The organism is Acidovorax sp. Leaf191 (assembly GCF_001424425.1).
In the GTDB taxonomy this organism is placed as follows: Bacteria; Pseudomonadota; Gammaproteobacteria; order Burkholderiales; family Burkholderiaceae_C; genus Acidovorax.
In genome coordinates this window covers 384512-407821 of sequence record NZ_LMPT01000018.1, presented here as the reverse complement: position 1 = coordinate 407821, position 23310 = coordinate 384512, and the positions used below count along the sequence as shown (strand labels likewise).

Genomic DNA, 23310 nt, shown 5'->3' with positions numbered 1-23310 from the left:
GGGATACTTTTGATTACCAGCGGTTGCTCAACTCACACTTGCGACGATGACAATAGGGGCCTATGTTCCATATCGTCCTCGTCGAGCCCGAGATCCCGCCCAACACGGGGAATGTGATTCGCCTGGCGGCCAACACGGGCTGCACGCTCCATCTGATCGAACCCCTGGGGTTCTCGATGGACGACCGGCAGATGCGCCGTGCCGGGCTGGATTACCACGAATACGCCCAGGTGCAATGCCACGCCGGGTGGACCGCCTTCCTGCGCGACGCGCAACCGGACCCGGCGCGCATGTTCGCCATGACCACGCACGGCTCGCAGCCGGTGCACTCCACCCCGTTCTTCCTGAGCGACTGGCTGGTCTTCGGCGCCGAGACGCGCGGCCTGCCGCCCGAGCTGCGCGACAGCTTCCCGCCCGCCCAGCGCCTGCGCCTGCCCATGGTGGCGGGCCAGCGCAGCCTGAACCTGTCCAACGCGGTGGCGGTGACCGTGTTCGAGGCGTGGCGCCAGAACAGCTTCGCCATGCCCGATGGCGGCATCGAAGTGGAACCTGAAGGTACGATCATCAGCGGCTTTGCGCAGCTGAGCTGATCCAGGCCGGCTCCGCTTGCGGCAAAGCGCCCGGACTGCACGGCCTGGGCTCAAGACAGGCCGCACCAGCACGGTAGTGGCACCGCGCATTACCCCGGCACGTTGGAGTTTGAACAAGGCAGGCAAAACGCCTTGCCTGGCTTGCCTGCCTTGCCTCGCCCGGTCCAATCCATCCCAGCCAGGACCTGGGGATCCTCTGCACGCATCGAGCTGCCACGTGTGCGCTGCGGATCGGGATGGAGTACAAGGCGCAAAACGCAGCCATAGCCATAGCCATAGCCATAGCCATAGCCGTAGCCGTAGCCATAGCTATAGCTATAGCTATAGCTATTGCGAGTATTGGCAACGCCGCAGGCCGCCCGAGACCGCAGATGCACACGGCGCGATGATTCGTGCAGAGGGTCCCTAGCTCTTCTGGCGCTGCTGCTCCGCCATCGCCAGCGGCACCTGCTCGCTGAGGAAATCCAGAAACACCTTGGTGCGTGCCGGCAGCATGCGGCCCGAGGGCAAAGCAGCGTAGACGGTGTAGCGCGAGAAGATCCACGCGGGCAGGATGTGCACCAGCTCGCCCCGTGCGAGGTGCTCTTCCGCCAGCAGGCGCGAAGTGACGGCCACGCCGGCACCGTCCACGGCGGCGCGCAGCAGCAGCTCGGTGCTCACGGACTGCAGCACCGCGGGCATGTCGATTTCCTGCGCGGGCTGCTTGCCGCTGAGCGACTGCAGGCGCAGCTTGCGCCCGGGCCCCGCTTGCGAGCGCGCGGCCATGCCCGAGTCGCGCAGGTGGTCGTGGTGCACCAGGTCCTGCGGTTCGCGCGGAATGCCGCGGCGCTCCAGGTAGTCCGGCGATGCGACCACGATCGCTTCGCCCTGCAGCAGGGGCCGCGCCACGATGTTGGCGTCGAAGTCCTCGCCCGCGACCATGATGGTCACATCGAACTCGTCCACGCGGGCCATCGCGAAAGCGTCGATGCTGATGTCCAGCATCAGCTTGGGGTAGTGGGCATGCCACAGCGCCACCATGGGCGCGAGGAAATTGCTGGCCAGCACGGGCGCTGCCACGATGCGGATCGTGCCGCGCAGGTCGCGCGTGCTGGCGGCGGCCGCGGCTTCGGCGTCATCGATCTCGTGCAGGATGGTGTGCACGCGCTGCAGGTACGACTCCCCCGCGTCGGTGAGCGCCAGCTTGCGCGTCGTGCGCTGCAGCAGGCGCGTGCCCAGGTGCTGCTCCAGCTCGGCCACCATGCGGGTGACCACCGGGGGCGACATGTCCATGGCGCGGGCGGCGGCGGCAAAGCCGCCCTCCTCCACCACGCGCTCGAAGACTTTCATGGCTTGCAGACGGTCCATGGTTCAAGCCTCCTGCCTAAAAACACGAGCGTCTAACGAGAGCGCAGTCCGTGGAACACGCGCGATCCAGGCCAGCGACCGCCGCGCAAGGGCCGCCCCGCCGCGCTGGCGGTGTCCCCCTTCCCGAATGGCGCAGCCATTCGAGAGAAGGGGAAAGCGGCACAGCCGCTCAGGGGGTTGTCCTTCTACGCCGGAGCGCCGAAGTTGCGCGCCAGCGATTCCGCCACGCACACCGGCTTGTCGCTGCCCTCGCGCTCCACGGTCACCAGCCACGTCATCTGCATGCCATCGGGCGCCACGGGCTCGGCGGCCTGCAGCGTCAGGCGCGCACGCAGGCGGCTGCCCACCGGCACCGGCGCGGTGAAGCGCACCTTGTTGAGCCCGTAGTTCACGCCCATGCGCGAGCCCTCGATGGCCAGGCCCGTCTCGAAGAACTGCGGGATCAGCGACAGCGTGAGAAACCCGTGCGCGATCGGCGCGCCGAACGGCCCGGCCTTCGCACGCTCGGGGTCCACATGGATCCACTGGTGGTCGCCCGTGGCCTGGGCGAACAGGTTGACCTGTTCCTGCGTGATGGTGATCCAGTCGGTCACGGCGACCTCCTGGCCGACGCTGGCGCTGACTTCGGAGTAGGAGCGGAAGATTTTCATCGCCCCAATGTAGCGCCGCACCCGGGCGCGCCTTGTCTGGCGCGGGACAGCAGGTGTTTTCCCGCAGGATTTCTTGGTTCACAGCGTCCTTCAAAACCGCGTCCGTCATGCGTTGAGCCAGGTGCGGATGCCTTGCCATTGCTCCAGGTCCCGCGCCACACGGCCCGGCGCCACGTCGAACAGCGTGAGGCCGTGCGCCGCCAGGTGCACATAGTTCTGCGTGTCGCGCAGATAGCCCAGGACCGGAAACCCGAGGTTGTCCACGAAGTGGTGCAACTGCTCGGCCGCCTTGGTGCGCCCATCCACCCGCATGCCCACGATGCCCACTGGCACGCCCGCTGCGTGGCGGTGCTCGGCCAGTTGGTCCAGGAAGCTGCGCGTGGCGAAGATGTCGAACACGCTGGGCTGCAGGGGCACGATGACCTTGTCGGCCAGCTTGAGCACGTCGTTCAGCCGCCAGCCGTGCAGACCGGCGGGGGTGTCCAGCACCGCGTGCGTGGTGCCCTTGGGCGGGCGGCTGATCACGTCCGAGCTGGCATCCCAGGCGCCGATGGTGCGTGCGGCCGGAGGCCGCAGGCCCAGCCACAGCTTGGCGGACTCCTGCCGGTCCGTGTCGCCCAGGATCACGGGGTGCCCCTGGCTCGCAAAGTAGCCCGCGATGTTGGTGGACAGCGTGGACTTGCCCACGCCGCCCTTGGGATTGGCGACAACGATCACTGGCATGGCGAGCTCCTTCGAATCTTTGGGTTCATGAAAACTACAAGCCAAATCGTGCCCTACCGCTTGATGGATAGGCGCTAGCAGCTATTAAATTCAGAGCAAAACCGTGCAGACCGCACGGACCGCACAGACCACCTGCACGGCGGCGCTGCAGCCACCCGGGGCGGTCCGCCCTCAGGCGTGCTGCCCGCCCCGCTTCACAAAGAACAGCCCCGCACCCACCGCCATCAGCAGCCCGCCGAACACCCGGTTCTGCGTGCGCACGGCCCGCGCACTGCGCATGAGGCGGCGCAACGCGCTGGCCCCGAAAGCGTAGCCGTGCATCACCACCACGTCCACCGTCAGCGTGGTGGCGGCCATCACCAGCAGTTGCGTCCACAGCGGGCGCGTGTCGGTCATGAACTGTGGCAGCACGGCCACCATGAAGATGATGCCCTTGGGGTTGGTGGCATTGGTCAAAAAGCCCGTCAGGCAGCGCTTTTGCCAGGTGCCCGCCGACGCGGCCTCGTCGCCCTGCACGGGCGACGCATCGCCCGCGCGCCATTGGTTGAAGCCGACGTAGATCAGGTAGCAGGCGCCCAGCACCTTCACGATGCTGAAGGCCACCTCGGACGCCAGCAGCAGCGAGCCCACACCCGCGCCTGCGACCAGCAAGATCAGCAGCAGCCCCAGCTGCAGGCCCAGGATGGTGGCGCCCGTCTTGCGCACGCCGTACGACAGGCCGTGGCTCATCGACAGCACGGCGCCGGAGCCCGGCGACACCGCTATCAGGCACGATGCCGCAAAAAACGCCAGCCAGGTCTGCAAGTCCATGAGGTCACACCAAGAGAAAGCCAAGAGGGGCCCGCATCTTAGCAACGCGGCCTGCCTGGCGGCTTGACGCAGGCAAAAACAGCCGCTCGCGCTCAGCCATCCAGCGCAAGCAGCTATCAAAACAGAAGCACGCCGGTGGACTGCCGCGCAACCACGTCAGGCTGGTGCAGTAAACACGGCACACCCGCTGCCGCGCGGCCTCAGCGGTGCCAAAATCCATGCCATCCGTACGCCTTTAGCACGGGCATGCGGACGTGCGGCCTCAAGCCCCGCACAGGCCCGCTCGTACGTTCCGCACACGCTCCCCCACACCTTGAGCAGGCCACGGCTTTGGCCGTCGCCCCAGCCTTTATTCAGACATGGAACACGCCCCTACCTGGCTCACCTACGGCTTCCTGTACCTCACCGCCGCGGTGCTGGCCGTGCCCATTGCCAAGGCGCTGGGCCTCGGGGCCATCATCGGCTACCTGGCGGCGGGCATCGCCATCGGGCCCTGGGGCCTGGGGCTGGTGAGCAACGTGCAGGACATCCTGCACTTCGCTGAATTCGGCGTGGTGTTGATGCTGTTCCTCGTCGGGCTGGAGCTGCAACCGAGCCGCCTGTGGGCGCTGCGCCGCCCCATCTTCGGCACGGGCTCCGCGCAGGTGCTGGGCTGTGCGGCCGTGCTGTTTGCGCTGGGCGCCGTGGCCGGTCTGCCCTGGCGCGTGAGCCTGGTGGGCGCCCTGGGCCTGGCCTTGTCATCCACCGCCATCGCGCTGCAGTCGCTGGCCGAGCGCAACCTCATGCGCACCCAGAGCGGGCAAGCGGGCTTCTCCATCCTGCTGTTCCAGGACGTGGCGGCCATCCCCATCCTGGCGCTGCTGCCGGTGCTGGGCGCCGCTGCGGGCGACGGCGCGGGCCACACGCCGGGCGAGATGGCGCTGGAGGTGCTCAAGATCGTGGGCGTGATCGCCGCCATCATCCTGGGCGGGCGCCTGCTGCTGCGCCCCGTGCTGCGCTGGATCGCCAAGAGCAACACGCCCGAGATCTTCACCGCCGCCGCGCTGCTGCTGGTGGTGGGCATCGCCTACCTGATGGTGATGGTGGGCCTGTCGATGGCGCTGGGCGCCTTTCTGGCCGGCGTGCTGCTGGCCGACAGCGAGTACCGGCGCGAGCTCGAAGCCGACATCGAGCCCTTCAAGGGCCTGCTGCTCGGGCTGTTCTTCATCGCCGTGGGCATGAGCATCGACTTCGGCGTGATCCTGCGCTCGCCCGGCCTCATGGCCGCCATCCTGGTCGGCTTTCTCGCAGCCAAGGCGATCGTCATCTACACCCTGGCCAAGCTCGTCAACATCCCCTACCAGGAGCGCCCGGTGTTCACGCTGCTGCTGGCCCAGGGCGGCGAGTTCGCTTTCGTGGTGTTCCAGGCCGCCGCCGGTGCCAGCGTGTTCCCGGCCGAGACCGCATCGCTGCTGATCGGCGCGGTGGCGCTGTCGATGCTGATCAGCCCGCTGCTGCTGGTGGTGCTCGACCGGGCGCTGCTGCGCCGCTACGCACACGTCAAGGCCCCCGCGGCCGAGGAAATCTCCGAACCGCAAGAGGCGCCCATCATCATCGCGGGCTTCGGCCGCTACGGGCAGATCGTCTCGCGCGTGCTGCTGGCGCAGGGTTATCGCACCACCGTGCTGGACCACAGCGTGGAGATGCTGGAAGTGGCGCGCACCTTCGGCTACCGTGTGTTCTACGGCGACGCGACCCGCCTGGACCTGCTGCGCATCGCTGGCGCCGAGCACGCCCGCATCCTGGTGGTGGCGGTGGACGACGCCGAGCAATCCCTCAAGATCGCCAAGCTGGCGCGCGAGCACTTCCCCCACCTGCAGATCGTGGCCCGCGCCCGCGACGTCACCCACTGGAACAAGCTGCGCGACGCAGGCGTGACGCTGGTGCAGCGCGAGCTGTTCGAGTCCAGCCTGCAAAGCGCGCACACCGTGCTGGAACTGATGGGCCTGACACCCGCCGAAGCCACCGCCATCGCCCAGCGCTTTCGCGCCCACAACATCGCGCTGGCCGACCGCATGTACCCCCACCACAAAGACCGCGCCAAGTTCATCGCCGTGGCGCGCGAAGGGCGCAACCAGTTCGCGGAGCAGATGGCGAGGGAGCGGCAGGAGAGCGCGGCGCTGGATTCTGCGGGTGGCGCGTATCCGGGGTATGGCGCAGAGCAGGTCGGCGAGGGAGACGGTGCGATCGCTAGCACGCAAAATGGGGATAAAAACCGGTCTTAGCCCTGTCCGTCAAGCGCTGATAGCTATCTATTTGATAGTTATCCACGTCTTTAAAAAACGACAACATCACCTTCTGCTTCAACCACCCGCATCGACATTGACCTCTAGATTGGCGCGTAAATCTATTTCGCGCCCATTAATTTGGCGCGTAAAATAATTTCGCGCCATTTTTTAGTTGGCGCCCACCGCATGCGACACCCACGTACGCTGCGCACCAAATCGTGGATCCAAGCAAGGGCGCTTTGGCCCCAACGCTAAAGAATCAGCGGCCGGCAGGCTCCAGCGTCAGGACATGCAGCACCGCACGCTGATCCGGTACGACCTCGACATCGGTCCAACCGCCCGCGCCAGCCGAACGCGCATGGCCCCGTGTGCAGGCCGCTACCAACGCCACCCCTGCCTGCGGCACCACGCTCAGGCGTACAGGGGGCGGCGTGCGGTCTTGTGCGCCCACGGCAATCTCGTAGCGCTTGGCGATGAACTGGGTAGAGCGTCCGAACCGTGTGCCCAGCGCGCGCAATGGCGCGTCCGCCAGGCAGTAGCGCTGGCGCAGGTTGGCTTTTGCGAGGGCCTGCTGCGTCATCAGCGCGTACCCGGGGCGCAGCCGGTAGCGGATGTCCAGCGTCTGGCCCGCGGGCAGCGCCACGCCCAGTGTGCGCTGCGCGCGCCACTGGGCGAGGTGGTCGGTGCCCGAGGTGCCCACCGCACCTGCGCGGACCAGTTGAGCGAGCAGGTCGGCAGAGATGCCTTCGGTGGGGACGAACGGGGGCGTGTCGGCGATCAGCCAGGGGTTGATGCCGGCCTGTTGCAGCAGGGTGGAGACATCGACGCCGCCCGCCACGGCCTTGACGGATTCCGTGACAGGAACCGGCTGCCCAGCACGGAGCACCTGCAACTCGGGAAAGTGGCGGTCCGGGTACGTTTCCGAATCCCCCAGCCAGCCGAACAGCGGGCCTTGAATCAACCATTGCGCCGGGCCTGGCAGCGTGGGCTGCGCCGTCAGCGAGACCGTCACCTCACTCCCTTCCATGCGCACCGCACTGCGGGCCACCACACTGCGCTGGGGGCCGTCCTGCGGCGCCGAAAGCATGCGGGGGGCGACACCCTCGCTGGTGTCGTCGGCCAGGGCGGCATGCGCCAGACACAGGCTGCCGATGGCTCCTGCGGCGCAGCGGGCAGCCCATCTCCAATGCGTATCACCCACAGCCAGTGCGACGGTCACGATGTGCTTTCTGATACCAATGGCTATTTGAAAGATTCGCCTGCCAACAGAGCAAGGACGCGGGGATAAGGCCGTCACCACTCCACAGACGGATGTGAGGTGGCAATAGGTGGCTTGGCAGGACTGTTCACTCAACACTCAACATTCAGCATTCAGAGCGCGTTCGTACACCGCAAGGTCGGCTGGCGAAAAGCAGCAAAACAGGACTTCCTTCAAGGTTTCGACTTGTTGGGAAGTTTCACGGACAGTCGCCACGGCCAGGTGGGCGGCAAGCTCGACCGGATAGCCGTAGATGCCGGTGCTGATACTGGGGAATGCCAGCGACGAAACGCCATTCGCTGACGCCAGTTCCAATGACCGCCGGTAGCAAGACGCCAGCAGCTCAGGCTCGCCATGGGTTCCTCCGCGCCACACCGGCCCGACCGTATGAATGATGTGCCGCGCGGGCAGCCGGTAGCCTTTGGTGATTTTTGCTTGCCCCGTTTTGCAGCCGCCCAGCAGCCTGCATTCGTGAACCAGATCCGGGCCAGCAGCGCGATGGATGGCTCCGTCCACGCCCCCACCCCCCAACAGGGACGAGTTCGCAGCGTTGACGATCGCGTCCACGTGCAACGAAGTGATGTCAGCTTGAATCGCGCGTAAAACGATGGGCATCAAAAAACAATCTGAACGGAGAAGTGGTCGCGACGGAGCAGGGCACAAAAAAAGTCGATGCGCTAGTTTGCCAATCTTTGCGCAGCCAGGGCTCTCAACCGCTTCTTCGCGGCAGGGTTCAATATATTGCGATGGGCCAACTCACCCCCCCGCCATCGACTTGCCGCAGCATGAACTGCTGATGCAGCATCGGATTCGGTGCCGGCGATGGACCCCAAACGATAACTATTCGCATTAGAATCCCACTCCTCAGCCAGCCAGCGTCCCCGGATAGAGAAACGCGAGCCAGTGCCCCTTCGCGTTTTGCCCACTCTCCAACGGGACTTTCATGTCTTTCCAGCCCTCCTGCGCGGCCCTGGCGTCCAGCGCTGCACGCACGTTTGCGTCTCCCACTCCATCGGCCCGCAAGGCCCGCCTGTTCGCCCTGACCCCGCTGGCCCTGTGCCTTGCTCATGCTGCGATGGCGCAGCAGGCCCCCGCGCCCGCCGTTGAACCGACATCCAACGCCAACGCTACCGCCCCCCAGCTGCAAGAAGTCCGCATCAACGCCAGCACCGAAAAGGACATGGGCTTTGCCCCGGTCGAGGCCCAGACCGCCGGCAAGGCGCCCATGCGCCGGCTGGAGACGCCGCAGTCGGTGAGCGTGGTCACGCGCGAGCAGATGGAGTCGCGCCAGATCGTGAACGTGCAGCAGGCGCTGCAAACCGTGGCGGGCGTGAGCCCCGTCAACTTCGGGCGCCGGGGGTTTGACGACATCAACATCCGCGGCTTTCGCTCTACCGAATCCATCCTGGTCGACGGCCTGGTGCAAAGCCCCGGCATGTGGGCCAAGCTGCAGCCCTACGGCTACGAGCGCTTCGAGGTGCTCAAGGGTTCGGCGTCGGTGCTGTACGGCCAGGTGCAGCCCGGCGGCATCGTCAACGCGGTGAGCAAGCGGCCCAAGAAGGACGCGCTGAACGAAGTGGGCGTCGAGGTGGGCAGCTTCGGCCAGCGCACGCTGCAGGCCGACGTGAACAAGCCGCTGTCCGAATCGGGCAAGACGGCGCTGCGCATCAATGCCCAGGTGTCCAACGCCGACGACCCCACCCAGTTCGTGTACCGCAAGGACCGGTGGTTCGCGCCCTCGCTCTCCATCGACCTGGGCGCGCAGACCGACCTGGTGCTGTTTGCCACCTACAGCCGCAGCGAGTGGATGCGCCAGCAGGGCATCACGCCATATGGCACGCTGCTGCCCAACCGCAACGGCACGCTGTCCCGCACGATGTTCACCGGCGACCCTGCCTTTGGCGTGTACGACGTGGAGAGCACCACGCTGGGCTATGCGCTGGAGCACAAGGTGTCCGACGCGATGACCTTCCGCCAGAACGTGCGCTACGAGACCGAGAAGGGCACGGGCAACTTCGTCTCCAACCAGGCGCTGCAGGCCAACCAGCGGCTGCAGAACCGCCAGGCCTCGCGCCAGTACATGGACTACGACCTGCTGGCCACCGACACCTCGCTGCTCACGCGCTTCGAGGCGCTGGGCGCCAAGCACCAGATCGTCACGGGCCTGGACGTGCGCAGCGGCCACAGCCTGCTGGCCAGCCGCACCTGCCGCATCGGCGCGCTGGATTTGTTCGCGCCCGTCTACGGCATGCAGGCCGTGTGCCCCACGGCGCTGACCAGCGACGCGCCCGCCAAGCTCACCGTGGCTGGCTTGTATGCGCAGGACCAGATCAAGTTCGGCCAGGGCTGGACGGCCCTGGTGGGCCTGCGCCGCGACTGGTCCACCAACGACACCGACAACCGCGTGACCAACACGCAGACGCGCCAGAAGGACAGCGCCACCACGCTGTCCGCCGGCCTGGTGTATGAGTTCAAGCCCGGCTGGGCCGCGTACGGCAGCTACGGCGAATCCTTTCTGCCCCAGTCGGGCCTGACGTTTGCAGGCTCGCCTTTCGTGCCCGAGACCGGCAAGCAGTGGGAGGCCGGCGTGAAGTACGAGTCGCCCAATGGCCAGCTCACCGGCGCCCTCGCCGTCTTCGACCTGGTGCGCGAAAACGTGACCACGGCCGACCTGGCAAACACCGGCTTCAGCGTGCAGACCGGCCAGCAGCGTGCGCGCGGCCTCGAGGTGGAACTGGGCGCAGACATGAAGAACGGCTGGAAGCTGACCAGCGCCTACACCTACACACAGACCAAGGTCACGCGCGACAACAACGCCGCCATCGTGGGCCTGCCGCTGAACCTCACGCCGCGCCACACCCTCACGGCCTGGGCCACCTACAAGCTGCCAAAGGTCCAGCGCATCACGCTGGGCATGGGCGGGCGCTATGTCAGCGAGCAGATCGGCTCCTACCCGTTCACGCTGCCGTCGTATGTGGTGGCGGATGCGTCCATCAGCTACGCGGGCGACAACTACCGCGTGACGGCCGGCGTGAAGAACGTGTTCAACAAGGCGTACTACGACGGCGCGATCAACGCCAACGTGGTCTCGCCCGCGTTGCCCCGCAGCTTCAACCTGGGCGTGACGTACTTCTTCTGACCGCAGCGCCATCACTCCGCCACCGCCAGCCGACCATGACCAGCCAGCGCACCCTGAATCGCCTTTTCGTCCTGCACTCCTGGGCGGGCATCGTCACGGGGCTGCTGCTGTTCATCGTGTGCTTCTCGGGCGCGGTGGTGGTGTTCAAGAACGAGATCGACCTGTGGGCCAACCCGTCGCTGGCGCAGTTGCCACGCTCTGACAAACCTGCCTCGCTCGACGCAGTGCTGACCCAGCTGCACACCCGCTACCCCGGCGCCACGGTGGAGACCATCGCGCTGCCCGATGCGGTCAACCCGAGCTACTTCGCCTTCGTGCGCGAGCGCGGCGCGCCGGCCAGCACGCGGACCAAGGTGGCACTGCGCTCGGACACGGGCGCGGTGGTGGGCCCGGTGGACAGCCAGCTCGGCCAGTACCTGCGCATGCTGCACGTGTTCCTGTTCTTCGGGCCGCGGTGGATCGTGGGCTTTCTGGGCGCAGCCATGCTGGTGCTCATCGTCACGGGCATCGTCATCCACCGCAAGATCCTGGCCGAGCTGTTCACCCAGCGCTGGGGCCGCAGCTTTCGCGTGGTCATGTCCGACCTGCACAAGTCCGCGGGCATCTGGGGTTTGTTCTTTCACATCCTGATCGCGACCACGGGCGCATGGATGGGCCTGGCGCCGCTGTTCGAGCAGGGCTACAAATACGTAAGCACCGTCAACAGCAACACCAGCGGCACCGATGCCGCCAAAGCCCCCAAGCCTGCGCGCAAGGCCGCGGGCGATGCCGCAGAGCCCGTGCGCATGCAGTCGCTCGATGCCCTGTACGCCACTGCGCAGCAGGCCGTGCCGGGGCTGGAGGCGCGCTACGTGTCGATGCGCCGCTGGGGGATTGATACCGCTGAGGCGGGCTTCACCGGCAACCTGAGCGACCACCTGGCCAGCACTGCGCGGGTGGACATCAACGCCGCCACCGGCGTGCCCCGGAAGGTGCACGACCCGCGCACGGCCGGCTTCTGGTCGCTGGTCAATGGCCTCATGGAGCCGCTGCACTTTGGTGACTTCGGCGGGCTGGCGCTCAAGTGGCTGTATTTCTTGCTGGGCATGACACCCGCGTTCCTGTCGATCTCGGGCACCTTGATCTGGCTCGACGCGCGCCAGCAACGCCGGCGCGAGGCCGAGGCCGCAGGCGGCGGCATCGCTGCGGCGAGTTGATGGTCATTGAACCGGTCACGCTGGGCCTGCGGAAGCGCCGCGCAAGGCTTCGACAGGCTCAGCCCGAACGGTATTGAATGATTGAAAGCCCGTCTTTGCGAGGCCCATCCACCCCCATGTCTACCTCCAGGCCCCCCATTCGTTTTTCTCCTTGACCATGCAACGCTTCTTCCTGGCCCTGCACGCCACCACGCCCGCCGCGCTCGTCGTGGCGGTGTTCGTGCATTTATGGGGGCCTTCCGGCATGCCGTCGCTGGCCCAGCGGCCGGTATGGGCGACGTGGGTGCTCATCGGCGCGTGGCTACTGATGTCGGGCATGGCCGCATGGGCGCTGCGCACGCTCGCGCTGTGGCGCGTGGCGCTGGGCGGTGCGGGTGCCATGCTGGCCATCGCCGGCGTCGTGGGCCTGGCGCTGGGCAGCGCGCACGCGGTGGGCATGTGCGCCAGCCTGCTCGCCGTGGGCCTGGCGTTTGCGGGCATCGCCGCCTTCATCGGGCCGCGGCGGGTGCAGGCCCACCGGCGCAAGGCAGCGCGCCACGCCACAGTGGCCACATCGGGCCCGGCAGCGCACCCGGTCGCTCCCCGTTCGCGCTGGCACCCGCGCGGCTGGGGCCGCCTTGTGGTGCCGGCGCATCTGCCCTTCTGGCTGAGCGGCCTGCTGGCTGTGGAGTCTTTCCGCCTGGCCCACATCGTGGCCACCGAACCCGCGCGCTCGTCCGGCATGCTGGGCCTGCTGCTCGCCTTCTTCATCGCCCTGCCCGCCGCCACGCTGCGCCACTGGGCGCCGCGCACCACCGTGCTGCTGTGGGCGGTGGCCGCGCTGGCCTATGGCGGCCTGGCGGCCAAGGCGGGGCTGGTGCAGTGGGCTGTGGCGTGTGCACTGTGCGCAGTGGCAGCCGGGGCCCCACTGCTGCTGCGCGCGCACCGGGCACTGCGCTGGCGGCGGACGGGCAATAACGCGCCGCACCCACCAGCCCCAGCGGCGGACCCTCACCCCCCGGAGGCTGCATGAACGAATTCACCGGCCTGTGCGCCGCAGTCGCTTCGCTGATGGCCCTGACCTGCTGGGCGCGCAGCGTGCCCACCCGCGCGTGGGGCGACGGCAGTCCCGCACCCCGCCGCGCCTGGGCCGTGGCACTGGCCACCGTCGTGCTGCAGGTGCTGACCGCGACTGCAGCGGCGGGGCTGGCGGCAGGGGTCGCCCTGGTGGTTGCCGCCTGGATGGTGCTGGGCTGGCTGCTGGTGCTGGCCATGAACCAGTGGCCCACTGCCAGCCTGCAGTGGGCTCGCCGGCTGGGCGCGCTGGGCGGCGTGGGCTGCGTGCTGGCGCTGGCGTGGCACTTCTTCTTCCAGACCTGAGCCTTCTTTCTTCAATCAAAAATGCCGCTACCGCTTGTTGAATAAGCGCTAGCAGCTACTATTTTTATAGCATCACAACCACGCACTGAATGCTGAGTGCCCACCCGGCGCCACGGCACAATCGCGGCCATGGACCAGTTGCTGCTCGACGCCCCCTGGGTGCACACCCTGCGCTTTCTTTTGGAGGTGGCTGCCACCATCGCGTTTGCACTCTCCGGCGTGATCGCTGCCGCGCGCAAGCGGCTCGACGCCGTGGGCGTGTGCGTGCTGGCCTTCGTCGCGGCCTTTGGCGGCGGCACGCTGCGCGACCTGCTGCTGGACCAGCGGCCCTTCTTCTGGATCCGCCACACCGGTTTTGTCTGGGGCATCCTGGCACTGTGCGTGGGCGCGATGCTGTTCATGCGCCAGCGCCACTTCGAGCCCACCCAGCGCGCCATGCTCGTGCCCGACGCCATCGGCCTCGGCTTGTTCGCAGCGGTGGGTGTCGACATCGCCACCGCCGTCGGCATGGAGCCGATCATCGCCGTGATGATGGGCGTGATCACCGGCGCCTTCGGCGGCGTGCTGCGCGACGTGCTGTGCAACGAAGTACCCCAGGCCTTCAGCGACCACCGGCCGTATGCGCTGTGCGCGTTTGCCGGTGGCTGGGCCGACGTGGCCCTGCGCCACCTGCACGCGCCCGACTGGGCTCCGCTGGTGGCGTGCGTGCTGCTCACCGCGGGCCTGCGCGGCCTGGCGCTGTGGCGCAACTGGGAGCTGCCGGCCTGGCGGGTGTGAGGCGCGGCCAGACGCTGTGTGGACGCTCCGCGGCATGCGATGCGGCACACTGGCCTGCCGCCCCCGTGACAGCTGAGCACCGCCGCTACCTGCACACTGGGCCACGAGGAGCCATCGAACCATGACGACCCCCGACCACCCCACCCCCGCCCACCTGCGCGCCACAGCGCTCATCGACAGCGACGCCCCGGCCGTGCAGGCCTTCGCGGCCGAGCATGCACGCGGCGCCACCGACCGTGAGCGTTCCGTCGCCCTGTACCTGGCCGTGCGCGACGGCTTCCGCTACGACCCCTACCGCATCGACCTGTCGCCCGAGGGCATGGCAGCCAGCAGCGTGCTGGCCCACGGCCACGGCTGGTGCGTGCCCAAGGCCGCGCTGCTCACCGCCGCGTGCCGCGCAGCGGGCATCCCCGCGCGCATGGGCTTTGCCGACGTGCGCAATCACCTCTCCACCGAGCGCATGCGCGAGACCATGAAGACCGACCTCTTCATCTGGCACGGCTACACGGACATCTGGCTCGATGGCCAATGGCGCAAGGCCACGCCGGCCTTCAACATCGAGCTGTGCGACCGCTTCGGGCTGCTGCCGCTCACGTTCGATGGCGAGAACGATTCGATCTACCACCCGTTCGACAAATCCGGCGCACGCCACATGGAGTACGTGCACCAGCGCGGCGCGTTTGACGACATGCCGCTCGCGCAGATCGTGGCGGATTTTCAGGCGGTGTACGGCGGCTGGCTCGACAGCGGCAGTGGTGCTAGCAGCAGCACCACCAGCGTGCTGCACGGCGCCAGCTTTGCCGACGATGTGGAGCAGGAGGCCGCGCGGTGACGTCCAACCCCTCCTCAGCGCACGCCCCGTCGCCGCAGATCCCCGATGGTTTCGTGGCGCTGGCCTCCGGTGGGCCGTTCATTGAGCACAACGGCCCGCTGTATGTGCGGCACGAGGGCGACATGGTGCGGTTCGGCTTTCGGGTGGAGCGCCGCCACGTCAACCCCATGAACAACCTGCACGGCGGCATGATGGCCAGCTTTTGCGACATGCTGCTGCCGCTGTCCGTGCACCGCAAGAGCACCGAGGTGGCCGACCGTTTTTTACCGACCATCAGCCTGCAGATCGACTACCTCGCCCCTGCCCCGCTGGGCGCGTGGGTGGAAGGCGAGGCCGATCCGCTGCGCATCACGCGCTCGCTGGTGTTTGCGCAGGGGCTGGTCACGGCCGATGGCGTTCCTTGCGCGCGGGTGAGCGGGGTGTTCAAGATCGGGCCGGCCGCGGCACACGACGCGGCGGAATGAGTGGCTGTGGGCGTGCAGGAAGCAGGAAGCGGGAAGCGGGAAGCGGGAAGCGGGAAGCGGGAAGCGGGAAGCGGGAAGCCGGAAGCCGGAAGCCGGAAGCCGGAAGCCGGAAGCCGGAAGCCGGAAGCCGGAAGCCGGAAGCCTATTTCCACATCACCTCTTCGACAGATTCATTCATAGATACATGATTTTGTCGATTTTCATTCATCTATGAATGAAAATAGGGTTTTCACAACAATACAGTGAAATTCATAGATGTCAGAAAATTCAATTCGCACTAACATCTATGAATGCCCGTTCAAAACACCAGGCCCACTGACCACCCCCAGGCTGTGCTGCAGCAGATCGAATGGCTGGCGCAGAATATCGTGATCGCGCGCAAGCGCCGCAAGGAAACGCAGGCGCAGTGGGCGCAGCGGCTGGGGGTGTCGCAACCCACCATGGCGCGCATCGAACGGGGCGACCCATCCGTCGCGATGGCGTCCTACGTCATGTGCATGTGGATCATCAACCCGGCCCTGGGCCTGGCTGACCTGGTTGCGCCGCAAAACGACATGGCCTCGCTGGAGCGGGAAGTGGCCCGGACCCGCAGCCGGCCCCAAGCCACCAGGGCTGCGGTGCAAGAGGCGTCCTCCACTGATGTGCGGCAAGGCCAGATGGGGTATTCGGAGCCGAAACCCGCAAAGGGAAAAACGGCCCAAGCCGAACCTCGGGCTTCTCACGTTGCGCGGGAAGCAACGACAAGTCCCTGGGGCCCACCACAGGATGACAACGTGCAGCGGGCCACGCAGGTAGCCGCTGGGCTGGGCATGTCCGATCACAAGACCAACAGCACCGCAGCGGGTTTGGCGGCCCTCATCGCCGGCCACAACAAGGTGCGGCCGTGAGCATGGCCGACGTCACCCCGCGCTCCTACCAGCCGCAGGACACGCTGTACGTGTGGGCGCTGGTCAACCCTGCCAACCCTGTTCTGGCGGGCGCTGTCAGCCTGTCGCAACTGGTGCCCAACTGCGCCACCTTCCACTACGCCGCAGACTGGTGGCAGTTTGCGCTGAGCGAAGACCTGCCCCTGCTGGCCGGCCAGATGTTCAGCGCTGGCCACAAGGACAGTGCGCCCGGCGCCATCGACGATGCCCGCCCCGACCGCTGGGGCGAGCGCATCATCCGCCACATCGACCGCCCTGCACGCCTGTCGATCCTGGAGATGCTGCTGTTCGCGGGGGACGACCGCTTCGGCGCTTTGGGCATCTCGACATCGGCCGACCACTACGTTCCCCGCCGCATCGGGCCGTACCCGCAGCTGCGCGACCTGGACGCCATGGTGCGGGCGGTGGAAGACGTGCAGTCCCAAGCCCCGGTCACCCCCGAAATCCAGCGCCTGGTGCAGCCCGGCGTGACGCTGGGCGGGGCCCGGCCCAAGGCGCTGCTGCAAACCGACAACGGCCCCTGCGTGATCAAGTTCAGCGAACTCGACGACACCGTGGACACGCCCCTCATCGAACACGCCACCATGACGCTGGCAGCGCAGGCGGGTATCCATGTCGCCACCACGGGTGTGCTGCCCATTGCATCGCGCCAGGCGCGCCCATCCAAACGCCATGCGCTGACGATCCAGCGGTTTGACCGTCTGCAGACCGAGGCACTGAACCTGCGCGTGCATTGCATTTCTGCCAAGACCGCGCTGGCGGCGGCGGGCCTGGCCGAGAGCTATGGCGCGCTGGCCACGGTACTGCTGCGCCAGGCCCACCCGGACCGCCACAAGGCCCTGCGCGAAGAGCTTTTCAGGCGCATGGTGTTCAACATCCTGATGGACAACACGGACGACCACGAACGCAACCACTGCCTGCGCCTGGGCTTTGATGGCTACTACGACCTGGCCCCGGCGTTCGACGTGGTGCCCACACTGCAGAACATGGGCTACCAGGCGATGGTGGTGGGCCGGCACGGGGCGCAGTCCACGCTGGACAACGCGCTGACCGACTTGAACGAGTTCGGCATCACACGGGCCCGGGCCATCGCATTGATCCAGGACGTCGCCCAGGTGGTAGCGCTGTGGCCCCGGCATTTTGTGCAGCATGGCGTCTGCCCCGCAGACATGGAGCAGCTCGCCGCCAGCATCGACCGCGATGCGCTCAGGCAGCAGCGCGAAGCTTTCTGCTGATCTGCCGTCGCAGAACGTTGCGCTGCACAGCGCTGCGCTGCTTTGCACTGCCACGCATCAAGCCACGCCCATCACCGCCACCACATGCTCCACAAACCGCGCCAGCTTGGGCAGCTGCCGCCGGTCCGGCGCATAGACCAGTTGCACGGCACGCGCCGCGGGCAGGCAGTGCTGCATCACCGGCACCAGCGCGCCGCGGGCCAGGTCGTCGGCCAGTAATACCTCGGGCTGCATGATCAGGCCCAGGCCGCGCAACGCGGCCTGGCGCAGGCCTTCGCCCTGGTTGCAGGTCAGGCGGGCGTTCTCGGGCCAGAAGAAATCCGTGTCGCCATCGCGCAGCGTCCACTCCACGCGGCGCTGCCATGCCGAATGGCTCAGGCACTGGTGGCGGTCCAGGTCGGCCGCGCGCCCGGGCGTGCCGTGGCGCTGCAGGTAGGCGGGTGCGGCGGCGATCACCATGCGGTAGGGGCGCAGCGGGCGGGCCACCAGGCCTTCATCCACCACCCGGCCGATGCGCACCGCCACGTCAAAGCCCTCGCCCGCCAAGTCCACCACGCTGTCGGTGAGCTGCAGGTCCACGCGCACCTGGTCGTGCACCCGCAGAAAGTCGGCCACCAGCGGCGCAATGACGTGGGTGCCCAGGGTGAAGGGCGCGCTGACCCGCAGCAGGCCCTGGGGCACGGCGCGGCTGCGCTCCACGGCGGACTCGGCCCAGCGCACTTGCTCCAGCACGCGCCTGCTGTCTTCATAGAACGCGGCGCCCACCTCGGTCAGGCTGTTCTGGCGCGTGCTGCGCTGGAACAGGCGCGCGCCCAGGTGGGCTTCGAGCTGCTGGATGTGTTTGCCCACCATCACCGCCGACACCTGCAGCTGGCGCGCGGCGGCGGCAAAGCTGCCGGCTTCGACCACGGCCACCATGACTTCCATGTTGCGCAGTTTGTCCATGGCAGATTCCTAATCAATGGTTAGCACAAGAAGAACTTCAATGTACTTTATGCATTGTTTGATTCACAAAAGAATCAGGGCCTGTCTGTTACTCCCCCCGTTCTTTTTCAACCTTCAAGGAAAACACCATGTCCAAGATTCTTCTCATCGGCGCGAGCGGCACCATCGGCCAGGCCGTGATGGCCAACCTGGGCGCACGCCACGAGGTGATCACCGTGGGCCGCAGCAGCGGCACGCACCGCGTGGACTTTGCTCAGCCGGGTGCGGTCGCACAACTGTTCGAGGCGGTGGGCACGGTCGATGCCATCGTCAGCACCGCCGGCAACCTGCACTTCGGCCCGCTGGCCGACATGACGCCCGAGCAGTTCAACCTGGGGCTGCAAGATAAGCTCCTGGGCCAGGTGCAATTGGCTTTGATCGGCCAGAAGTACCTGACCGATGGCGGCTCCATCACGCTGACCGCGGGCATCCTGTCGATCGAGCCCATCCGCAACGGCGCCAGCGCCACGGCGGTGAACGCTGCCATCGAGGGCTTCGTGGCCGCCGCCGCCATCGAGCTGCCGCGCGGCCTGCGCATCAACGCCGTGAGCCCCACCATCCTCACCGAATCGGTGGGCGTGTACGGGCCGTTCTTCCCAGGCTTCGACACCGTGCCTGCCGAGCGCGCCGCACGCGGCTACCAGCGCAGCGTGGAAGGCGCGCAGACGGGGCGCGTGTACCGCGTGCAGTGATCACGGCCACCTGCACCCCACCCAGCTGGGAATGAAAAGAAAATAGCTGCTGCCGCTTGTCTATCAAGCGTCAGCAGCTATCATTTTAGTAGCTGCAATGACCGAAGGCGCAGCTCAGTCCAAGCTGGCGCCCGACTCCTTGACCACCTTGCCCCACTTCACGGACTCGGCCTGGATGAAGGCGGCGAACTGCTCGGGCGTCTCGCTGTACGTCTCGGCGCCTTGTTCGTTGATCTTCTTCTTCACCTCGGCCTGGTTCAGCACCTTGACCAGCGCGGTGTTCAGCTTGGCCAGCACCGGTGCGGGCGTGCCGGTGGGCGCGAACATGCCGAACCAGGACGTGGCCTCGTAGCCCGGCACGCCGGCTTCGGCGATGGTGGGCACGTTGGGCAGCTCGGGCGAGCGCTTGGCGGTGGTCACGGCAATGGGCACGAGCTTGCCGCTGCGCACATGCTGGATGGCAGACGGCATGTTGTCGAACATGATGCCGATCTGGTTGCCCAGCAGGTCGGTGACGGCCGGTGCGCTGCCCTTGTAGGGCACGTGCACCATGTCCACCTTGGCCAGGCTCTTGAACAGCTCGCCCGACAGATGGATGGAGCTGCCGTTGCCCGACGAGCCGAAGTTCACCTTGCCGGGGTTGGCCTTGGCGTAGGCGATCAGCTCCTTCACGCTCTTGTAGGGCTGTGCCGGGTTGGCCACCAGCAGGTTGGGCACATTGGCCACGCGCGTGAGCGGCGCGAAGTCCTTGATGGGGTCGAACGGCATCTTCTTGTACAGGCTGGCATTGATGGCGTGCGTGCCCACGGTGCCCATGAAGAGCGTGTAGCCATCAGCCGGGGCCTTGGCCGCCAGCGCGCCACCGATGTTGCCGCCCGCGCCGGCACGGTTGTCCACGATGACCGATTGGCCGAGTTCGGTGGTCAGCGCCTGGCCGATGATGCGGGCCAGGATATCGGTGGTGCCGCCCGCGGCAAAGGGCACGACGATGGTGACGGGCTTGGTGGGGTAGGCCTGGGCCATTGCTGCGCTGCTGCACAGCAGGCCAGCACCGGCGATGGCGGCAATGCCCGCGCAGGCAGCGGCCGACAGCGCTAAGCGGCGGGTGGTGTGGATGGAACGGGTCATGGTTTGTCTCCTTCAGAAAGGTGGATGAAATGGGTGTCACGAGCGCGGAACTCGCCGCGCCGTGGCCTCAACCGGGCGCCAAGGCCTCCGGGCGAGAACAGGGGGTGCGCCCCTTTCAGGGCTGCAGTGCAAATGCGTTCAGGTGGCTAGACAGGTGCCACGCCGAGCGTGGTACCACCGCACACGTACAGCACCTGCCCGGTCACGAAACCGTTGTCGGGCGAGAGGAAGAACAGCGCCGCGCGGGCCACGTCGTCGGGCGTGCCCATGCGGCCCACGGCAATGCTGTTCAGGATGCGTTGCGTTTGCGGCGCGCCGTCGGGGTTGCTCTGGCGGAACAACTCGGTGGCGATGGGCCCGGGGCCGATGGCGTTGACGGTGATGCCGTCACGCCCCAGCTCCATGGCCAGCGTGCGCGTCATGCCGATCATCCCGGCCTTGGTGGCCGAATACACGATGCGGTCGCCTTTGCCCAGCGCCGCGCGCGACGACATGTTCACGATGCGGCCCTGGCCGCTCGCGCGCAGGCTGGGCAAAAAGGCTTGCACCAGCAGCATGGGCGCGCGCAGGTGCAGGCCCACCACGTCGTCCAGGTGCGCCGTGGTGGCGGTGTCGATGGTGCCGGGGCGCGTGGCACCGGCGTTGTTGACCAGGGCCGTGACGTCGTGTTTGGCGGCGATCTCGGCCGCGCGATCGCGGGTAGAGGCCTCGTCGGTCAGGTCGCCCTGGTAGGACGTGAGCAGCGGGTGGCTCCAGCTGGGCAGCACGTAGTCCAGGTTGACCACGGCGCGGCCCTGGGCCAGCACGGCCTCGGCGATGGCGCGGCCGATGCCGTTGCTGGCGCCGGTGACGACCGTGACGGGAGTGCTTTTATCAATGGCGGTCACACGCGCTCCAGGATGATGGCAATGCCCTGCCCCACGCCGATGCACATGGTGCACAGCGCGTACTGGCCGGCGTGTTCGTGCAGACGGTTCACAGCCGTGGTGACCAGGCGCGCGCCGCTGGCGCCCAGCGGGTGGCCCAGCGCAATGGCGCCGCCCCAGGCGTTCACACGAGCGTCGTCGTCCTTGATGCCCAGGGCGCGCAGCACCGCCAGGCCCTGCGCGGCAAAGGCTTCGTTGAGCTCGATCACGTCCAGGTGGTCGATGGTCAGGCCCGTCTGCGCCAGCACCTTTTGCGTGGCAGGCGTGGGGCCAAAGCCCATGATGCGCGGCGCCACACCGGCCACGGCCATGCCCACCACGCGGGCGCGGGGCTTGAGGCCATGTTTGGCAGCATGGGCCTCGTCGGCCAGCAGCAGCGCGCAGGCGCCGTCGTTCACGCCCGATGCATTGCCCGCCGTCACCGTGCCGTCGGGCCGCACCACACCCTTGAGCTTGGCCAGCGCTTCCAGGCTGGTCTCGCGCGGGTGTTCGTCTTGGCTGACGATGATGGCGTCGCCCTTCTTTTGCGGGATGTGCACCGGCACGATCTCGCGCGCCAGATGGCCGGCTTTGATGGCCGCCACGGCGTTGAGCTGGCTGGCCAGGGCCATGCGGTCCTGCGCCTCGCGCTCGATGCCGAAGTCGGTAGCCACGTTCTCGGCAGTTTCGGGCATGGAGTCGACGCCGTACTTTTCCTTCATCAGCTTGTTGATGAAGCGCCAGCCGATGGTCGTGTCGTACACCGCATTGTTGCGGCTGAAGGCGCTTTCTGCCTTGGGCATCACGAAGGGCGCGCGGCTCATGCTCTCCACGCCGCCCGCGATCATCAGGCCCGCCTCGCCCGACTTGATGGCACGCGCTGCGGTGCCCACGGCGTCGAGCCCCGAGCCGCACAGGCGGTTGATGGTGGCGCCGGGCACGTCGATGGGCAGGCCTGCCAGCAGGCTGCTCATGTGGGCCACGTTGCGGTTGTCTTCACCGGCCTGGTTGGCGCAGCCGTAAAGCACGTCGGTCACGGCCGCCCAGTCCACGCCGGGGTTGCGGTCCATCAGCGCCTTGATGGGGATGGCGCCCAGGTCGTCGGTGCGCACGCTGGAGAGCGCGCCGCCGTAGCGGCCGAAGGGGGTGCGGATGGCGTCGCAGATGAAGGCTTGGCGTTGTGTGCTCATGGTGTTGTCTCCTCGTTTCTATGGACTCAGTGGAAATGCCCCCAGACCGTTCGCCCGGAGCTTGTCGAAGGGCTGCGCTGACAGCGCCCTGGCTTCGACGGGCTCAGCCCGAACGGGTGGGGTGTGGTGATGACGAAATGACGCATTCAAACAGCGGCTGCACGGATGGGCAGGCCCACCAGTTGCTCTAGCTCGGCCAAGGACAGGCCGGGCACGGTGTCGATGAGCTGCAGCCCCGTGGGCGTGCAGGCCAGTGTGCACAGATCGGTGTAGATGCGCTTCACGCAGGCGACACCGGTGAGCGGGTAAGTGCATTGCGTCACGATCTTGCTGGCGCCCTGCTTGGTCAACAGGTCCATCATCACCCAGGTCTGCTTGGCGCCGATGGCCAGATCCATCGCGCCGCCCACGGCAGGGATGGCGCCGGGCTCGCCGGTGCTCCAGTTGGCCAGGTCGCCCGTGGCCGACACCTGGAAGGCGCCCAGCACGCAGATGTCCAGGTGCCCGCCGCGCATCATCGCAAAGCTGTCGGCGTGGTGAAAATACGCGCCGCCGGGCAGCAGCGTCACCGGCTGCTTGCCGGCGTTGATGAGGTCGTAGTCCTCCAGCCCCGCAGCGGGCGCCGGGCCCATGCCCAGGATGCCGTTCTCGCTTTGCAGGATGACCTCGCGGCCAGCGGGAATGTGGTTGGCCACCAGGGTGGGCTGGCCGATGCCCAGGTTGACGTAGGCGCCGTCGTGGATGTCTTGCGCCACACGTTGTGCCAACTCGTCTTTACTACGCTTTTGATAGCTGCTCACGCTGATTCCTTGTGCGGTAGAGGCCGATTTCATGCGGA

Annotated in this window: 23 protein-coding genes; 12 read left to right on the top strand and 11 right to left on the bottom strand. The window is 67.1% G+C overall.

Annotated elements, in window-relative coordinates; translation table 11 throughout:
- Nucleotides 1-62 precede the first annotated feature (62 nt).
- Nucleotides 63-590, top strand: a complete 528-nt coding sequence (locus tag ASG27_RS13475; RefSeq protein WP_056417950.1) for a tRNA (cytidine(34)-2'-O)-methyltransferase — start codon at nt 63-65, stop codon at nt 588-590.
- 405 nt (nt 591-995) lie between these two features.
- Here the strand turns inward: ASG27_RS13475 and ASG27_RS13470 are convergent, their stop codons facing one another.
- From ASG27_RS13470 to ASG27_RS13455, 4 genes are all read right to left on the bottom strand, one after another.
- Nucleotides 996-1937 carry a LysR family transcriptional regulator gene (locus ASG27_RS13470; protein ID WP_056417948.1) on the bottom strand — a complete coding sequence of 314 codons (942 nt, stop codon included), beginning with the start codon at nt 1935-1937 and terminating at the stop codon, nt 996-998.
- 185 nt (nt 1938-2122) lie between these two features.
- Complete coding sequence (locus tag ASG27_RS13465) at nt 2123-2587, bottom strand: MaoC family dehydratase (RefSeq protein WP_056417946.1); 465 nt, start codon at nt 2585-2587, stop codon at nt 2123-2125.
- A 105-nt stretch (nt 2588-2692) separates the two neighbouring features.
- Nucleotides 2693-3310, bottom strand: a complete 618-nt coding sequence (locus ASG27_RS13460) for a ParA family protein (RefSeq protein WP_056417942.1) — start codon at nt 3308-3310, stop codon at nt 2693-2695.
- Nucleotides 3311-3481: 171 nt separating this feature from the next.
- Nucleotides 3482-4120 carry a LysE family transporter gene (locus ASG27_RS13455; protein ID WP_056417939.1) on the bottom strand — a complete coding sequence of 213 codons (639 nt, stop codon included), beginning with the start codon at nt 4118-4120 and terminating at the stop codon, nt 3482-3484.
- Between the two features lie 359 nt (nt 4121-4479).
- Between ASG27_RS13455 and kefC the strand changes: the two genes are divergently transcribed.
- Nucleotides 4480-6384, top strand: a complete 1905-nt coding sequence (gene kefC, locus ASG27_RS13450) for a glutathione-regulated potassium-efflux system protein KefC (RefSeq protein ID WP_056417936.1) — start codon at nt 4480-4482, stop codon at nt 6382-6384.
- Nucleotides 6385-6646: 262 nt separating this feature from the next.
- Here kefC and ASG27_RS13445 read toward each other — a convergent pair whose 3' ends face one another.
- Both ASG27_RS13445 and ASG27_RS13440 read right to left on the bottom strand, forming a co-directional pair.
- Nucleotides 6647-7606 carry a hypothetical protein gene (locus ASG27_RS13445; RefSeq protein ID WP_056417932.1) on the bottom strand — a complete coding sequence of 320 codons (960 nt, stop codon included), beginning with the start codon at nt 7604-7606 and terminating at the stop codon, nt 6647-6649.
- Between the two features lie 138 nt (nt 7607-7744).
- Nucleotides 7745-8260 (bottom strand): O-acetyl-ADP-ribose deacetylase, encoded by a 516-nt coding sequence (locus tag ASG27_RS13440; RefSeq protein WP_056417929.1) that lies wholly within the window; start codon nt 8258-8260, stop codon nt 7745-7747.
- A 328-nt stretch (nt 8261-8588) separates the two neighbouring features.
- Here ASG27_RS13440 and ASG27_RS13435 point away from each other — a divergent pair, with 328 nt between their 5' ends.
- The 9 genes from ASG27_RS13435 to ASG27_RS13395 all read left to right on the top strand — a co-directional run bounded on the left by ASG27_RS13435 (nt 8589) and on the right by ASG27_RS13395 (nt 17573).
- Nucleotides 8589-10784 carry a TonB-dependent siderophore receptor gene (locus tag ASG27_RS13435; protein ID WP_056417925.1) on the top strand — a complete coding sequence of 732 codons (2196 nt, stop codon included), beginning with the start codon at nt 8589-8591 and terminating at the stop codon, nt 10782-10784.
- Nucleotides 10785-10819: 35 nt separating this feature from the next.
- The gene (locus tag ASG27_RS13430) at nt 10820-11980 is read left to right on the top strand and encodes a PepSY-associated TM helix domain-containing protein (RefSeq protein WP_056417922.1); all 1161 of its coding nucleotides are present in this window, start codon (nt 10820-10822) and stop codon (nt 11978-11980) included.
- A 157-nt stretch (nt 11981-12137) separates the two neighbouring features.
- Nucleotides 12138-12992 (top strand): hypothetical protein, encoded by an 855-nt coding sequence (locus tag ASG27_RS13425; protein ID WP_056417919.1) that lies wholly within the window; start codon nt 12138-12140, stop codon nt 12990-12992.
- Nucleotides 12989-13339, top strand: coding sequence for a hypothetical protein (locus tag ASG27_RS13420; RefSeq protein ID WP_056417916.1), 351 nt, complete (start codon nt 12989-12991; stop codon nt 13337-13339). Before ASG27_RS13425 ends, ASG27_RS13420 begins: the two co-directional genes overlap by 4 nt.
- 129 nt (nt 13340-13468) lie before the next feature.
- Complete coding sequence (locus ASG27_RS13415; protein ID WP_056417913.1) at nt 13469-14116, top strand: trimeric intracellular cation channel family protein; 648 nt, start codon at nt 13469-13471, stop codon at nt 14114-14116.
- A 121-nt stretch (nt 14117-14237) separates the two neighbouring features.
- On the top strand, nt 14238-14948 hold the full coding sequence (locus ASG27_RS13410; protein ID WP_056417910.1) for a transglutaminase-like domain-containing protein: 711 nt from the start codon (nt 14238-14240) through the stop codon (nt 14946-14948).
- Nucleotides 14945-15412, top strand: a complete 468-nt coding sequence (locus ASG27_RS13405) for a PaaI family thioesterase (protein WP_056417908.1) — start codon at nt 14945-14947, stop codon at nt 15410-15412. The genes ASG27_RS13410 and ASG27_RS13405 overlap by 4 nt, the downstream gene beginning before the upstream one ends.
- Before the next feature lie 332 nt (nt 15413-15744).
- Nucleotides 15745-16299 carry a helix-turn-helix transcriptional regulator gene (locus ASG27_RS27590; protein WP_235504044.1) on the top strand — a complete coding sequence of 185 codons (555 nt, stop codon included), beginning with the start codon at nt 15745-15747 and terminating at the stop codon, nt 16297-16299.
- Nucleotides 16300-16301: 2 nt separating this feature from the next.
- Entirely contained in the window at nt 16302-17573 is a 1272-nt protein-coding gene (locus tag ASG27_RS13395; RefSeq protein WP_056417905.1) for a type II toxin-antitoxin system HipA family toxin, read from the top strand.
- Between the two features lie 57 nt (nt 17574-17630).
- Here the strand turns inward: ASG27_RS13395 and ASG27_RS13390 are convergent, their stop codons facing one another.
- Entirely contained in the window at nt 17631-18518 is an 888-nt protein-coding gene (locus ASG27_RS13390) for a LysR family transcriptional regulator (RefSeq protein ID WP_056417902.1), read from the bottom strand.
- Nucleotides 18519-18646: 128 nt separating this feature from the next.
- On the opposite strand from ASG27_RS13390, the gene ASG27_RS13385 reads away from it, so the two are divergent.
- Nucleotides 18647-19249: a short chain dehydrogenase gene (locus tag ASG27_RS13385; protein WP_056417900.1), complete on the top strand. Its 603-nt coding sequence runs from the start codon at nt 18647-18649 to the stop codon at nt 19247-19249.
- A gap of 114 nt (nt 19250-19363) precedes the next feature.
- Here the strand turns inward: ASG27_RS13385 and ASG27_RS13380 are convergent, their stop codons facing one another.
- From ASG27_RS13380 to ASG27_RS13365, 4 genes are all read right to left on the bottom strand, one after another.
- Entirely contained in the window at nt 19364-20377 is a 1014-nt protein-coding gene (locus tag ASG27_RS13380; RefSeq protein ID WP_056417897.1) for a Bug family tripartite tricarboxylate transporter substrate binding protein, read from the bottom strand.
- A 146-nt stretch (nt 20378-20523) separates the two neighbouring features.
- A complete protein-coding gene (locus tag ASG27_RS13375; RefSeq protein WP_442854093.1) occupies nt 20524-21255 on the bottom strand; it encodes an SDR family NAD(P)-dependent oxidoreductase in 732 nt (243 codons plus the stop codon).
- A 5-nt stretch (nt 21256-21260) separates the two neighbouring features.
- On the bottom strand, nt 21261-22472 hold the full coding sequence (gene pcaF / locus ASG27_RS13370; protein WP_056417891.1) for a 3-oxoadipyl-CoA thiolase: 1212 nt from the start codon (nt 22470-22472) through the stop codon (nt 21261-21263).
- A 146-nt stretch (nt 22473-22618) separates the two neighbouring features.
- A complete protein-coding gene (locus ASG27_RS13365) occupies nt 22619-23272 on the bottom strand; it encodes a 3-oxoacid CoA-transferase subunit B (RefSeq protein WP_056418360.1) in 654 nt (217 codons plus the stop codon).
- Nucleotides 23273-23310: the final 38 nt, after the last annotated feature.

Coding starts and splice junctions, on each gene's coding strand:
- ASG27_RS13380 (WP_056417897.1), bottom strand. CDS start 20,377: ATGACCCGTTCCATCCACACCACCCGCCGCTTAGCGCTGTCGGCCGCT.
- ASG27_RS13440 (WP_056417929.1), bottom strand. CDS start 8,260: ATGCCCATCGTTTTACGCGCGATTCAAGCTGACATCACTTCGTTGCAC.
- ASG27_RS13420 (WP_056417916.1), top strand. CDS start 12,989: ATGAACGAATTCACCGGCCTGTGCGCCGCAGTCGCTTCGCTGATGGCC.
- ASG27_RS13415 (WP_056417913.1), top strand. CDS start 13,469: ATGGACCAGTTGCTGCTCGACGCCCCCTGGGTGCACACCCTGCGCTTT.
- ASG27_RS13460 (WP_056417942.1), bottom strand. CDS start 3,310: ATGCCAGTGATCGTTGTCGCCAATCCCAAGGGCGGCGTGGGCAAGTCC.
- ASG27_RS13385 (WP_056417900.1), top strand. CDS start 18,647: ATGTCCAAGATTCTTCTCATCGGCGCGAGCGGCACCATCGGCCAGGCC.
- ASG27_RS13430 (WP_056417922.1), top strand. CDS start 10,820: ATGACCAGCCAGCGCACCCTGAATCGCCTTTTCGTCCTGCACTCCTGG.
- ASG27_RS13395 (WP_056417905.1), top strand. CDS start 16,302: ATGGCCGACGTCACCCCGCGCTCCTACCAGCCGCAGGACACGCTGTAC.
- ASG27_RS13390 (WP_056417902.1), bottom strand. CDS start 18,518: ATGGACAAACTGCGCAACATGGAAGTCATGGTGGCCGTGGTCGAAGCC.
- ASG27_RS13410 (WP_056417910.1), top strand. CDS start 14,238: ATGACGACCCCCGACCACCCCACCCCCGCCCACCTGCGCGCCACAGCG.
- ASG27_RS13435 (WP_056417925.1), top strand. CDS start 8,589: ATGTCTTTCCAGCCCTCCTGCGCGGCCCTGGCGTCCAGCGCTGCACGC.
- pcaF (WP_056417891.1), bottom strand. CDS start 22,472: ATGAGCACACAACGCCAAGCCTTCATCTGCGACGCCATCCGCACCCCC.
- ASG27_RS13475 (WP_056417950.1), top strand. CDS start 63: ATGTTCCATATCGTCCTCGTCGAGCCCGAGATCCCGCCCAACACGGGG.
- ASG27_RS13465 (WP_056417946.1), bottom strand. CDS start 2,587: ATGAAAATCTTCCGCTCCTACTCCGAAGTCAGCGCCAGCGTCGGCCAG.
- ASG27_RS13470 (WP_056417948.1), bottom strand. CDS start 1,937: ATGGACCGTCTGCAAGCCATGAAAGTCTTCGAGCGCGTGGTGGAGGAG.
- ASG27_RS13425 (WP_056417919.1), top strand. CDS start 12,138: ATGCAACGCTTCTTCCTGGCCCTGCACGCCACCACGCCCGCCGCGCTC.
- kefC (WP_056417936.1), top strand. CDS start 4,480: ATGGAACACGCCCCTACCTGGCTCACCTACGGCTTCCTGTACCTCACC.
- ASG27_RS13455 (WP_056417939.1), bottom strand. CDS start 4,120: ATGGACTTGCAGACCTGGCTGGCGTTTTTTGCGGCATCGTGCCTGATA.